Origin of the sequence: Vibrio sinus (genome assembly GCF_023634645.1) — a bacterium.
Classification (GTDB): Bacteria; Pseudomonadota; Gammaproteobacteria; order Enterobacterales; family Vibrionaceae; genus Vibrio; species Vibrio sinus.
Genome location: NZ_JAMKMR010000008.1, coordinates 89,649 through 101,919, shown reverse-complemented (window position 1 = coordinate 101,919; position 12,271 = coordinate 89,649). Strand labels below are relative to the sequence as shown.

General features: G+C 44.5%; 15 protein-coding genes. All 15 read left to right on the top strand.

Annotation, left to right across the window (positions count from 1 at the left end; genetic code table 11):
• Positions 1-10 precede the first annotated feature (10 nt).
• Positions 11-1,123, top strand: a complete 1,113-nt coding sequence (locus M9194_RS10360; protein WP_250612567.1) for a protein-glutamate methylesterase/protein-glutamine glutaminase — start codon at positions 11-13, stop codon at positions 1,121-1,123.
• 10 nt (positions 1,124-1,133) lie between these two features.
• Positions 1,134-1,913: a ParA family protein gene (locus M9194_RS10355; protein ID WP_250612566.1), complete on the top strand. Its 780-nt coding sequence runs from the start codon at positions 1,134-1,136 to the stop codon at positions 1,911-1,913.
• Positions 1,903-2,925, top strand: coding sequence for a chemotaxis protein CheW (locus M9194_RS10350; protein WP_250612565.1), 1,023 nt, complete (start codon positions 1,903-1,905; stop codon positions 2,923-2,925). The genes M9194_RS10355 and M9194_RS10350 overlap by 11 nt, the downstream gene beginning before the upstream one ends.
• Before the next feature lie 34 nt (positions 2,926-2,959).
• Positions 2,960-3,454, top strand: a complete 495-nt coding sequence (locus M9194_RS10345) for a chemotaxis protein CheW (protein WP_250612564.1) — start codon at positions 2,960-2,962, stop codon at positions 3,452-3,454.
• The gene (locus M9194_RS10340) at positions 3,454-3,948 is read left to right on the top strand and encodes a DUF2802 domain-containing protein (protein WP_250612563.1); all 495 of its coding nucleotides are present in this window, start codon (positions 3,454-3,456) and stop codon (positions 3,946-3,948) included. The genes M9194_RS10345 and M9194_RS10340 overlap by 1 nt, the downstream gene beginning before the upstream one ends.
• A 292-nt stretch (positions 3,949-4,240) precedes the next feature.
• Positions 4,241-4,861 carry a cytochrome c biogenesis heme-transporting ATPase CcmA gene (ccmA, locus tag M9194_RS10335; protein WP_250612562.1) on the top strand — a complete coding sequence of 207 codons (621 nt, stop codon included), beginning with the start codon at positions 4,241-4,243 and terminating at the stop codon, positions 4,859-4,861.
• A 1-nt stretch (position 4,862) separates the two neighbouring features.
• Positions 4,863-5,531, top strand: a complete 669-nt coding sequence (gene ccmB / locus M9194_RS10330) for a heme exporter protein CcmB (RefSeq protein WP_250612561.1) — start codon at positions 4,863-4,865, stop codon at positions 5,529-5,531.
• A gap of 151 nt (positions 5,532-5,682) precedes the next feature.
• On the top strand, positions 5,683-6,438 hold the full coding sequence (locus tag M9194_RS10325; RefSeq protein WP_250612560.1) for a heme ABC transporter permease: 756 nt from the start codon (positions 5,683-5,685) through the stop codon (positions 6,436-6,438).
• Entirely contained in the window at positions 6,438-6,644 is a 207-nt protein-coding gene (ccmD, locus tag M9194_RS10320; protein WP_250612559.1) for a heme exporter protein CcmD, read from the top strand. Before M9194_RS10325 ends, ccmD begins: the two co-directional genes overlap by 1 nt.
• Positions 6,641-7,126, top strand: coding sequence for a cytochrome c maturation protein CcmE (gene ccmE / locus M9194_RS10315; RefSeq protein WP_250612558.1), 486 nt, complete (start codon positions 6,641-6,643; stop codon positions 7,124-7,126). The genes ccmD and ccmE overlap by 4 nt, the downstream gene beginning before the upstream one ends.
• Positions 7,123-9,096: a heme lyase CcmF/NrfE family subunit gene (locus M9194_RS10310; RefSeq protein WP_250612557.1), complete on the top strand. Its 1,974-nt coding sequence runs from the start codon at positions 7,123-7,125 to the stop codon at positions 9,094-9,096. The genes ccmE and M9194_RS10310 overlap by 4 nt, the downstream gene beginning before the upstream one ends.
• A 2-nt stretch (positions 9,097-9,098) precedes the next feature.
• Complete coding sequence (locus tag M9194_RS10305) at positions 9,099-9,653, top strand: DsbE family thiol:disulfide interchange protein (RefSeq protein WP_250612556.1); 555 nt, start codon at positions 9,099-9,101, stop codon at positions 9,651-9,653.
• The gene (locus M9194_RS10300; RefSeq protein WP_250612555.1) at positions 9,650-10,126 is read left to right on the top strand and encodes a cytochrome c-type biogenesis protein; all 477 of its coding nucleotides are present in this window, start codon (positions 9,650-9,652) and stop codon (positions 10,124-10,126) included. Before M9194_RS10305 ends, M9194_RS10300 begins: the two co-directional genes overlap by 4 nt.
• On the top strand, positions 10,126-11,349 hold the full coding sequence (gene ccmI, locus M9194_RS10295) for a c-type cytochrome biogenesis protein CcmI (protein ID WP_250612554.1): 1,224 nt from the start codon (positions 10,126-10,128) through the stop codon (positions 11,347-11,349). The genes M9194_RS10300 and ccmI overlap by 1 nt, the downstream gene beginning before the upstream one ends.
• A 105-nt stretch (positions 11,350-11,454) precedes the next feature.
• Positions 11,455-12,240 (top strand): MlaA family lipoprotein, encoded by a 786-nt coding sequence (locus M9194_RS10290; protein ID WP_250612553.1) that lies wholly within the window; start codon positions 11,455-11,457, stop codon positions 12,238-12,240.
• Positions 12,241-12,271: the final 31 nt, after the last annotated feature.

Sequence of the window (12,271 nt, the reverse complement as noted above, 5' to 3'; positions counted from 1 at the left end):
AAGGACATATATGGCGATTAAGGTATTAGTAGTTGATGATTCAAGTTTTTTCCGTCGTCGTGTGAGTGAAATCATTAACTCTGAATCGCGTCTAGAAGTTATTGGTGTCGCCACCAACGGCAAAGAAGCGGTCGATAAGGCTATTGAGTTAGAGCCTGATGTCATTACCATGGATATTGAGATGCCAGTGATGGATGGCATTACTGCGGTAAAGAAAATCATGGCGCAATCTCCTGTGCCAATTCTGATGTTTTCGTCTCTTACCCATGAAGGCGCAAAGGCCACATTAGATGCCCTGGATGCTGGGGCATTAGACTTCCTACCGAAAAAGTTTGAAGACATTTCAAGAAACCGAGATGAAGCGGTCACTCTATTGCAGCAGAGAGTGATTCAAATTGCCAGTAAACGCCGCTCAATAAGGCGTCCTGTTTCAGCACCTCAAGCCACTCGTCAGCAACCCACTCCGCCTCCGAAGCCAGCTAGCAGCCCGGCAAAACCGAACAAGTTTAACGCGTCCTCTGCTCAGCGTTTTCGTTCTAGTGGCAAAAGCTACAAATTAACCGCAATCGGAACCTCGACAGGTGGACCGGTCGCTTTACAAAAGATTCTAACTAAATTACCCGCCAATTACCCCCATCCCATTGTTCTTGTTCAGCATATGCCAGCCGCATTTACCGCAGCATTTGCGAGCAGGTTAAATACGCTATGCAAGATCGAAGTCAAGGAAGCTCAAGATGGTGATGTATTACGTCCCGGAGTGGCGTACTTAGCACCTGGTGGTAAACAAATGATGTTTGATGGTAGGCCAGGCTCTACCAAACTCAAAGTCATTGATGGCGGTGAGAAAATGAACTACAAACCGTGTGTCGATGTGACATTCGGTTCAGCCGCGAAAATATTCTCGGATAAGGTACTGTCGATGATTTTAACAGGCATGGGAGCAGACGGAAGAGAAGGTGCTCGCATGTTAAAGTCGGCAGGCGCAACCATTTGGGCTCAGGATGAGGAGAGCTGTGTTGTCTATGGTATGCCACAAGCGGTCGCTAAAGCGGGAATTTCTACTGAGGATCTCCCGTTAGATCGTATCGCAGAGCGTATGTTGGTTGAAGTTGGCCTAACATAGAGGTACAGCAATGATTGTATGGAGTGTAGCAAACCAAAAGGGTGGTGTGGGAAAAACGACAACAACCATCACGCTTGCGGGTTTACTAAGTAAGCAAGGAAAGAGGGTATTGTTGGTTGATACCGATCCCCATGGTTCATTAACCACCTATTTGGGATATGACCCTGACAGTGTGCCAGCAAGTTTATTCGATTTATTTCAGCTCCGAGATTTTACCACGGAGCTAATCACCCCTTTGATTAGCGAAACCAATGTCGAGGGAATTGATATTATTCCCGCCCATATGTCACTTGCTACGCTAGATAGAGTGATGGGCAATCGAAGTGGAATGGGGCTCATTTTGAAACGCTCTTTAGAGTGTTTAAGTGAGATGTACGATTACGTACTTATCGATTGCCCACCGATCTTGGGGGTCATGATGGTCAATGCGCTTGCAGCAAGCGATCGAATTTTAGTCCCGGTTCAAACTGAGTTTCTGGCGATGAAAGGCTTAGAGCGAATGATTCGCACGTTAGCTATCATGCAAAAATCTCGACATCAGCCTTTCAGGGTGACTATTGTTCCGACCATGTATGACAAGCGAACCAACGCTTCGCTTAAAACCCTGACACAGCTTAAAAAAGATTATCCTGAACAGGTCTGGAAATCTGCGGTACCTATTGATACTAAATTTCGCGATGCCAGCTTAAAACATTTGCCAGTGTCACACTTTGCGGCGGGTAGCCGAGGTGTGTTTGCCTATAAGCAATTACTTATATTCTTAGAGAGGTCAGCATTTGATGAGCAATGACTCTTGGTTATCAAGTGAACAAGCTCTGGATGATTATTTCTCATCCTTATTGGACGAGGAGACCGTTGTTAACATTAAAGAAAGGCCAGTAGAAGCGGTAACACCTGCAGAAAATTATGAGTTAAAACCGCAACCTATAGAAGAGAGTCAATCTTCTTTTAATGAGCCAGATGATGACGCGGATGTACCAAACCTTCAAGATGTGGAGAGGTTACTCGAACAGTTAGAAACGGAAAACATAGTTGATAAGTTAAACCTAGAAGAAATTTTAGAACAAAACACGGATCAGATAGCAGCCAGCAAACCGCAAGTAGATACAATTGTAGAAACGGTAGTTGACGAGCAGGTTAAAGAGGAAAAACAGTTAGAGTCTGAGGCATCTGACAGTGCAATTGAGCAAACGTTAGAAGCGTTACAAGTTGATATTACAGAAGATGATGTCGTTGCTGTTGAAGAGGTTGTAGTCGAAACCGTCGACGTTGAACTAGAGACTGAAGTTGTTTCGGAGCCGCAGACTCAGGCTGGAGATGGAACGGAACAGGAATGGCACAATACAGTCAGGTCGGAAGACTTTCAGGTGTTATATTTTGAAGTGAATGCCATTACCTTTGCTGTTCCACTAGATGAACTGGGTGGCATCCATAAAATGGGAGAGCTCAACCATCTTATTGGTCGTCCAGAATGGTATTTAGGTTTGCTGACAAACAATGAAAACCAACTAGATGTAGTGGATACCGCTCGTTGGGTCATGGCAGAGAAACTGCATGATGAAAGCTATAAAGACAACTATCAATATATTGTAATGCTTGGTAGTAGCCTTTGGGGGTTAGCGAGCACTCAGCTTAAAGGTACTGAAATACTTAACTCAGACAAGGTTCGTTGGCGTGAGCAAGCAGGAAAACGCCCATGGCTTGCGGGTATGGTAAAAGAAAAAATGTGCGCTTTAATACATGTTGAAGCATTGATAGCTATGCTTAATGCAGGGCTCGATGTAAAAGCGCTCGAAGAATAGGGAATAGGTCGGCAACGACGAGAGAGGAAAAGGTATGTCTCAAACAAGCGAAGTAGAAGTAAGGAAAGACCAGTCTAACGACGAAGTGCTTCAGTGGGTGACGTTCCAACTAGAGGAAGAGACTTACGGAATTAACGTAATGCAGGTTCGTGAAGTCTTACGTTACACTGAGATTGCACCCGTACCAGGTGCACCAAACTACGTTCTGGGAATTATCAACCTTCGGGGTAATGTGGTTACCGTTATTGATACTCGTTCACGGTTTGGCCTGACTGATGGGGAGATCACTGACAATACGAGGATTATCGTCATTGAATCTGAACGTCAAGTCATTGGTATCTTAGTCGATAGCGTTGCCGAAGTTGTGTATCTACGCTCTTCAGAAATCGATACGACGCCAAGTGTGGGTACTGATGAAAGTGCGAAATTTATCCAAGGGGTCAGTAACCGCGAGGGCAAGTTATTGATATTGGTTGACCTGAATAAACTTCTATCTGATGAAGAGTGGGATGAAATGGCTCACCTGTAATGATTATGTCGTTTATAACAAGTGCTCCAGGTTTGGCTGGAGTTGCAGTCTTGGTTGTTTTGCTACTGGTGTTAGCAATTTATAAACTGAAAAGAAAACTTGTGTCAGTGGCTGACGCAAGTCGGCAGCAAGTACGTTCGCTAGATAGAGAGCTTAAGAAGTCCAACAAACAGTTGCTCGAGGTGCGTTCTGTCGTCGTTGGTCTTGGGCAAAAGGTGACTGAGCAACAAGAAATCATCCAACATCTAAATGAACGTATTGTGGAGCTTGAGCAAGACGACAACGATGGTCGGCTATACTCAAGAGCGACCAAAATGGTTCGTCTGGGTGCCGATGTCGAGGAGCTTATCGAAGAGTGTGAGCTTCCTAAAGCGGAAGCTGAGCTGATGATGTCGCTGCAAAAAAAAATTGCTGGCAAAGAACACATCCCACCATTGGAAAGTAGTCCAGAGAAAACATCAAAAATCAGAAAAAGGGCGGCCGGTAGAAAATAACGCTATATATTTTGAGTGGTATCAAATCGCAGAACCCCTTCCCCTATATAATCGAAACCCGGCGGACTTAGAGTTACGCGTGGTTGTTTCATGTTCAATATGCTCTGAATCCTGCATCTAAAAGTAACTTGGGTATAAACGTTAATATATTCTTACTAAGTTTCGTGATTGAGAATGGTTGTGACTCACTGTAGTCACAACTTGTTTGTGATAGACTAGGGCGGACATTCGAGGGCAAGAAATTGCCAACGTGCTGCCACAAAATACTCTCAAATTATCAACGTAATGGAATATGTTAGACGTAAATCAACTCACTGCGATTCGAGATGACAGAGTTCTATTTGAAGCATTGACATTTCAAATCGATGCTGGAGAAATAGTTCAAGTTGAAGGCCGCAATGGTGCCGGAAAAACGACACTATTGAGGATCATCGCAGGTCTAGCTGACTATGAGTCTGGTGATGTCTATTGGAATGGAGAGTCAATCAAATCCTCGCGAGACGATTATTACTCGCAATTGATTTTCTTAGGCCATCATACTGGCATTAAGAAAGAGCTTACGGCGTATGAAAACTTACGCTTTTTCCTTGCTATCCACTCATCGCACAAAACCAGCAAACAAGATATTTATCACGCCTTGACCAAAGTTGGATTGGCTGGACGAGAAGACATGCACGTATCACAGTTGTCTGCAGGTCAGCAGCGCAGAGTTGCCCTTGCTCGGCTTTGGTTGAGCAATCAAAAAATTTGGATTCTAGACGAGCCACTTACTGCTATCGATAAACAGGGAGTAAAAGTTCTAGAGTCTTTATTTTTGTCTCATGCCGAAAATGGAGGGATGGTATTGCTGACGACTCATCAAGACATGTTTGCCCAATATGACAACCTCAGAAGAATAAAATTAGGGGCCTAACATGATATCTGCAATGATGACGGTAGTGCACAGAGAGTTATTAATTGCTTATCGAAGACAAGCAGATATTTTTAACCCTCTTTGGTTCTTCATTATTGTTATTACCTTATTTCCTTTAGGAATTGGACCTGAACCCAGTTTACTTGCCCGAATTGCACCTGGCATTATTTGGGTGGCAGCATTGTTGTCCTCACTCCTATCTCTGGAACGACTGTTTCGTGATGACTTCCAAGATGGCTCTCTGGAGCAAATGATGTTAACGCCACTTCCCATCCCAATGGTTGCCATTGCAAAGGTGATTGCCCACTGGGTTTTGACGGGGTTGCCTTTGCTATTGATTAGCCCATTACTGTCCATATTCCTCTCTCTTGATTTTAATACCTGGTTGGCGGCTTTTTGGACCTTATTAATTGGAACGCCAACATTAAGTTTTATTGGAGCAATAGGTGTGGCTCTAACGGTAGGGTTGCAAAAAGGCGGAGTCTTGCTGAGTTTATTAGTGCTTCCATTGTATGTGCCGATTTTGATATTCGCCACATCGGCTATTGAAGCGGGTTCTCTAGGTATCGCCTACAACGGTCAGATAGCCATACTCGGAGCCATGCTAGTGGGATCTATCACGCTGACACCCTTCGCCATTGCTGCGGCGTTAAAAGTTAATGTGAACTAGCAAAGATTCTAGACGCTTAATGAGCGTGCTTTCTAAGGGATAACGTATTTTTAAACTAAGTAAATAAAAACAAAACGGATAGTCTGCCTAATAACAAGATCATGCTAAATGCCAAAGGCAGAATGTTCTAACACAATAGTGAGTACGAGCAATGTGGAAATGGTTACACCCTTACGCTAAACCCGAGTCGGCTTATCGACTTTGTGGCAAGCTCTTGCCATGGTTTGCCATGTTGGCAATAGCGTGTTTATTAATAGGAACAATATGGGGCCTTGCGTTCGCCCCTGCTGATTACCAGCAAGGTGATAGTTTTAGAATCATCTATATACATGTACCTGCGGCCATTTGGTCGATGGGGGTGTACATGTCGATGGCGATTGCGGCATTCATAGGGATGGTGTGGCAAATTAGAACCTCCGACCTAGCAGCATCGGCTATGGCACCAATTGGCGCAGTTTTTACATTTATTGCTCTCGTCACTGGGGCTATTTGGGGAAAACCCATGTGGGGAACTTGGTGGGTTTGGGATGCTAGGCTGACCTCAGAGCTCATCTTGTTGTTTCTATATCTTGGTGTTATTGCTTTGTATCACGCCTTTGACGATCAGAAAACGGCAGCAAAAGCGGCAGGTATTCTCGCCTTAGTTGGTGTTGTTAATATTCCGATTATTCACTATTCCGTAGAGTGGTGGAACACGCTTCATCAAGGCGCAACCATTACTAAATTTGATAAACCTTCCATCGCAACTGGTATGTTGTGGCCACTTTTGCTCAATATCTTGGGGTTTGCTTTCTTTTTTGCCACGGTCACCATGATTCGTCTTCGGAGTGAAATTTTAACGCAAGACAGTCATCGTCCTTGGGTAGAGAAATTGGCAATGGATAAGCTTGGTGAGGGAGTCGAATAATGTATTTTCAGACATTGAATGATTTTATCAACATGGGCGGGTATGCCATTTACGTATGGAGTGCATTTGCCATCACATTTGGTGCCTTGTTGCTTCTTCTTATCGTGAGTATTTGTCATCAAAATAGTGTCCTGAAGCACGTGAAAAAAAGGAAAGATCGCTTGGCTCGAATTGAAGCGGCGAAGGATTTGGAGAACACCTTATGAATCCACGGAGAAAAAAACGGTTAGGGATTGTGTTGTCTCTGATAATCGGTGTCGGAGTGACGGTTGGTTTAATATTGTACGCATTAAGTCAAAATATGGATTTGTTTTATACGCCAACTGAGCTTGTAGACGGAAAGCCAGATGGAACTAAGCCAGAAGTAGGCCAGAGATTACGAATTGGTGGGATGGTGGTAGCAGGTTCAGTTAAGAGAGATCCGAACTCTTTGTTGGTCAGTTTTCAGCTTCGTGATGTTGGCCCCACAGTGATTGTGACATACAACGGCATCCTACCTGATCTGTTTCGCGAGGGGCAAGGTATTGTGGCCCAAGGTGTACTGAAAAACGACAATACGGTTGAGGCATTTGAAGTGTTGGCGAAGCACGATGAAGAGTACATGCCACCAGAGATTGCCGAAGCAATGAAAAAGAACCACCAACCGCTCAAATACACAACACAACAAACACAAGGAAGCGTTCAATGATTGCTGAAGTAGGTCAATTTGCATTGATTGTTGCGCTTTCAATGGCGTTGCTACTAAGTGTGTTACCTTTAGTTGGAGCGTCAAAGAACAATCGAATGCTAATGGCTACCGCAAGGCCGTTATCATTTGGAATGTTTACTTTGATTCTTTTGTCTTTTTGTATATTACTTTGGTCGTTTTACACCAATGATTTTACGCTGCAATATGTTGCGAGTAACTCCAACAGCCAATTGCCTTGGTACTACCGATTAACGGCAGTGTGGGGAGCACATGAAGGCTCGTTACTTTTATGGGTATTAATTCAAGCGGCCTGGACAATAGCCGTCGCGACATTTAGTCGCGGAATGCCACAAGAGTCGGTCGCGCGAGTGCTCGCCATTATGGGTTTGATTAGTGTTGGCTTTTTACTTTTTATCATTGTTACCTCCAATCCATTCGTACGCACTTTGCCTTTCTTCCCTGTTGATGGCAGAGATCTCAACCCACTTCTTCAAGATCCGGGGCTTATCATACATCCGCCAATGTTGTATATGGGCTACGTAGGCTTTTCTGTTGCTTTCTCTTTTGCTATAGCATCACTTATGACCGGACGACTAGATACCGCCTGGGCTCGTTGGTCTCGTCCGTGGACAACAGCCGCGTGGCTGTTTTTAACTCTAGGTATTGCGCTCGGCTCTTGGTGGGCATATTACGAATTAGGCTGGGGGGGCTGGTGGTTTTGGGATCCGGTAGAAAACGCATCTTTCATGCCCTGGTTGGCAGGGACCGCTCTAATGCATTCTTTGGCGGTGACTGAAAAACGTGGCACCTTCAAGGCTTGGACCGTGCTGCTTGCCATCTCCGCATTTTCACTGAGTTTATTGGGTACATTCCTAGTGCGTTCCGGCATTTTGGTGTCCGTACATGCGTTTGCTTCGGATCCCGCAAGAGGAATGTTTATTTTGGCGTTCTTGGTTGTGGTTATTGGCGGGTCACTATTGTTGTTCGCCCTCAAGGGTGGCGCGGTCCGGGCGCAAAGTAACTTTGAGCTAGTATCCAGAGAAAATGCCCTGCTAGGTAACAATGTCATACTTATTGCCGCCCTTGTGGTGGTACTCATCGGTACACTGCTACCTCTAGTTCATAAACAACTCGGGCTTGGCTCCGTCTCTATTGGTGCTCCGTTTTTCAACATGTTATTTGCCTGGTTGATGGTGCCCTTTACACTTCTATTAGGAATAGGTCCGCTGATTCGTTGGAAAAAAGATAATCTCAGTAAGCTTGTTAAACCGTCTATTGTATCTGCGGCCATTGCTCTTTTAGGCGGTGCTCTGTTTGTCTTTTTATTGGCGGACAGCTTTACGTTTATGGCTTATCTAGGCTGGATCATGGCATTGTGGATTATTAGCATGCATGGCTTTGAGTTATATGAAAGGGCGACGCATCGGCATTCATTTTGGCAGGGTGTGAGAAAACTTCAGCGTAGTCATTGGTCAATGATGCTGGGGCACATCGGCTTGGCGGTAAGCGTCATTGGTATTGCTATGGTGCAAAACTATAGCATTGAAAGAGACGTTAGATTGGCACCGGGTGAACATTTCCAAATCGAAGGTTATGACTTCTATTTTGCTGGCTTACGTAATCATGATGGGCCTAATTATGATGGCTACATCGCAGACTTTAATGTCACTCATAATGGTAAACCTGTGAATACGCTGCATGCTGAAAAACGCTTCTATCGCACTGCGCGATCCATGATGACAGAAGCGGCAATCGATCGTGGTTTTACTCGAGATCTGTATGTTGCGATGGGGGAGCGGCTAGACGATGGAAAATCTTGGGCGGTGCGCATTTACTATAAGCCATTTGTACGCTGGATATGGGCTGGCGCGTTACTCATGGCTATTGGTGGAGGATTGGCGATAAGTGATAAACGTTACCGGTTTAGAAAGGCTTCCGCTAACATCGCAGCCCAAGAGCAGGAGGCGTAACCATGAATAAGAAAATACTCTTTATCCCCTTAGCGGCTTTCTTAATCCTTTTTGCTGTGTTCGCTGTTCAACTGGTCCGAAATTCAGAAGGGGATGACCCCACCAAGCTTGAGTCTGTGCTAATAGGTAAACCTGTTCCTAACTTTCGTTTAGAGGATTTGGCCGAGCCAGGAAAGTTGTATGATCAGAGTATATTTAAAGGTGAGCCACTTCTTCTTAATGTTTGGGCAACCTGGTGCCCAACGTGTTACTCAGAGCATCAATATCTCAATGAACTGGCAGGCCAAGGGGTGAAAATTATTGGTCTGGACTATAAAGATCAGCGGGAGAAAGCGGTCAATTGGTTAAATAAACTGGGTAACCCTTATTTAATCAGCCTTTATGACGGGAACGGAATGCTTGGCCTAGATCTTGGTGTATATGGTGCACCCGAAACCTTCTTCATAGATGCTAACGGGATTATTCGTTATCGACATATTGGCGATGTAAACCCGAAAAACTGGAATGGCACGTTAAAGCAAATATACGAACAAATGAAGGCAGAGGCGCAGTCATGAAAAAATTTCTGTTGGCGATATTAGTGTGGGTCTCTTTTAGCTCAATCTCATACGCTGCAATTGAAGTGTATGACTTTGATTCTCAGCAGCAACAAAAACAGTTTCAAGAGTTAAGCAATACATTGCGTTGTCCGAAATGTCAAAACAACACCATTGCTGATTCCAACGCACCTCTTGCACAAGACTTACGCCAAAAAGTCTACCAAATGACAAAAGAAGGCCAGTCTAAACAGCAAATTGTCGATTACATGGTTGCCCGTTACGGCAATTTTGTCACTTACAATCCTCCTTTTAATTGGTCCACGGCAATCTTATGGGTTGGTCCTGGGTTGGTGCTCATTATAGGGTTTGGTTTGATATTGTTACGTAGCCGAAAAATGTCCAAAGCGACTCAGGTGGGCGGTTGGGATGAGGATAAGGAGTCCAAACTCAACGAACTTCTCGATAAAAAGCAAAAAGGAGAAGAGGAGTAATGGCTATATTTTGGTTTGCGACTGTCGCTATCGTTTTATTTGGCTGCCTAATTGTCGCTTTTCCTTTGTTTAAGAGAAGCGATGTAAGAGATCAGGCGGCACGAGACGAGTTAAATAAAGCTTTCTATAAAGATCGCCTTGGCGAGTTGGCTCAAGAAGCCGACGCTGGTTTGGTGGGAAACAATCAGGAAATGGTGAATGACTTAAAGCAGTCATTATTGGATGATATTCCGGAAACATATTCTGTTGGCAAAGCACCCAATGCAGCACCCAAAGCCATTATTGTATTGTCAATGGTGTTTGTTGTCGTTGTGTCATACAGCCTGTATTTGGTTTATGGCGGTCTCAAGCAAGTACAGGATTGGCATCAGGTATCCGCACGGTTACCAGAATTGTCGAAAAAATTGATGACAGAATCTAGTCAGCCAATGACAGAGCAAGAGCTAAATGATCTCACTCTAGCCCTTCGAACTCGATTGTTTTATCAGCCTGGTGACGCAATGGGATGGCTACTGTTGGGTAAAATTGGTATTGCTAGTAGAGATAGCAATACGGCCGTTGATGCCATGCAGCGTGCTTACAAAATGAACCCTAACAGTCCAACCATACAGTTGGGATACGCTCAGGCATTAATGACATCGCAAGAAGAGAGCGATCATAACTTGGCGCGTAAGCTATTACAGGGGTTAATTGAGCAAGGTTACGCAAATTTGCAGGTGTTATCGATGATTGCCTTTGATGCGTTTGAAGGCCAGCAATATCAAAGAGCAATTGAGTATTGGCAGCAAATGCAGCGATTGATTAGCCCAGAAGATGAGCGTTACGCGATGCTAGAAAAAAGCATTGCGCTTGCCAAGCAAGAGATATCCGGTAAGACTAAGGACATAAGCCAATCGGTTCCCGTGACGGTGTCTCTTGGGCAGGGTGTAGTCGTCAAGCCTAATTCCGTGTTGATTGTTTCTGTCCATACACCCGATGGGGCGCCCATGCCAGTAGCAGCTGCTCGCTATCCAGCTAGTCAGTTTCCGGTGAAAATGGTTCTTGATGATAGCAATAGCATGATTCAAGGCCGGAAAATATCAGATCTTAGCGCTGTGATAGTAAAAGCCAGAATCGATACCGATGGGAATGTGTCGACCAAGAAAGGGGATTGGTATGGTGAGAGCTCTGTTGTAAAATTAGGGCAACCTATTAATATAATAATAGATAAACAGTTTAGGTAACCTAATAACTTCTGATTACCACAGTAGATTTTTAGGTTGTTTAGGTATATATCTTAAATAAGTAGGCCGGTTTAATAACCGGTCTTTATTTTATGGAAAAGTGTAATGAAGACTCGACGAACCAAGGTATGGCTGCTGCTACTCTTTGCATTCACACTCTCTGGTTGCGCCAGCGGCCCAGATAAAACAGCAGACGATTCTACTAACCAAGCTTCATCAGGGACTCATGTGAGTGACCCATTTGAAGGCTTTAACCGCGAAATGTGGGACATTAACTACAATTATCTCGACCCATATTTTGTCAGGCCAGTTTCTTTAGCCTACGTGAATCATGTTCCTTCACCAGTTCGTACTGGCATCTCAAATTTCTTGTCTAACTTAGATGAGCCATCAAGCATGATAAATAGCTTGCTGATGGGTAACGGCAAGCAAGCACTGGCGCATTTCAACCGCTTTTGGATCAACACCACACTTGGGCTACTTGGCTTTATTGATGTGGCTGGCGAAGCTGGCATCACCAATTATGGCGACAGAAGTTTTGGCGATGTGGTAGGCCACTATGACGTTGGTAATGGCCCTTATGTGATGGTTCCGGGATACGGGCCGTGGACAGTAAGAGAATCAACCGATTATGTTGACGATTTATACGCACCTTTGTCGCTACTCAATATTTGGGCAGCCGTTGGCAAATGGGCGCTGCAAGGTATGGAGTCTAGAGCCGCATTAGTATCCCAAGAGCCGATGATCAACAATTCGCCTGATCCATATGCATTGACTCGGGATATGTTTATTCAACATCAAAACTTTAAAGCGGAAGTTACCCCGCCAAAACCAAAAGAGAGTACTGAAGACGACGCGCTTATCGATCAGTATATGGATGGTAGCTATTAGCAAGAGGCGGGACCAATACAAAGGGCTGAAT

Coding starts and splice junctions, on each gene's coding strand:
- M9194_RS10325 (WP_250612560.1), top strand. CDS start 5,683: ATGTGGAAATGGTTACACCCTTACGCTAAACCCGAGTCGGCTTATCGA.
- ccmI (WP_250612554.1), top strand. CDS start 10,126: ATGGCTATATTTTGGTTTGCGACTGTCGCTATCGTTTTATTTGGCTGC.
- M9194_RS10355 (WP_250612566.1), top strand. CDS start 1,134: ATGATTGTATGGAGTGTAGCAAACCAAAAGGGTGGTGTGGGAAAAACG.
- ccmE (WP_250612558.1), top strand. CDS start 6,641: ATGAATCCACGGAGAAAAAAACGGTTAGGGATTGTGTTGTCTCTGATA.
- M9194_RS10360 (WP_250612567.1), top strand. CDS start 11: ATGGCGATTAAGGTATTAGTAGTTGATGATTCAAGTTTTTTCCGTCGT.
- ccmB (WP_250612561.1), top strand. CDS start 4,863: ATGATATCTGCAATGATGACGGTAGTGCACAGAGAGTTATTAATTGCT.
- ccmA (WP_250612562.1), top strand. CDS start 4,241: ATGTTAGACGTAAATCAACTCACTGCGATTCGAGATGACAGAGTTCTA.
- M9194_RS10345 (WP_250612564.1), top strand. CDS start 2,960: ATGTCTCAAACAAGCGAAGTAGAAGTAAGGAAAGACCAGTCTAACGAC.
- M9194_RS10310 (WP_250612557.1), top strand. CDS start 7,123: ATGATTGCTGAAGTAGGTCAATTTGCATTGATTGTTGCGCTTTCAATG.
- M9194_RS10290 (WP_250612553.1), top strand. CDS start 11,455: ATGAAGACTCGACGAACCAAGGTATGGCTGCTGCTACTCTTTGCATTC.
- M9194_RS10300 (WP_250612555.1), top strand. CDS start 9,650: ATGAAAAAATTTCTGTTGGCGATATTAGTGTGGGTCTCTTTTAGCTCA.
- ccmD (WP_250612559.1), top strand. CDS start 6,438: ATGTATTTTCAGACATTGAATGATTTTATCAACATGGGCGGGTATGCC.
- M9194_RS10305 (WP_250612556.1), top strand. CDS start 9,099: ATGAATAAGAAAATACTCTTTATCCCCTTAGCGGCTTTCTTAATCCTT.
- M9194_RS10340 (WP_250612563.1), top strand. CDS start 3,454: ATGATTATGTCGTTTATAACAAGTGCTCCAGGTTTGGCTGGAGTTGCA.
- M9194_RS10350 (WP_250612565.1), top strand. CDS start 1,903: ATGAGCAATGACTCTTGGTTATCAAGTGAACAAGCTCTGGATGATTAT.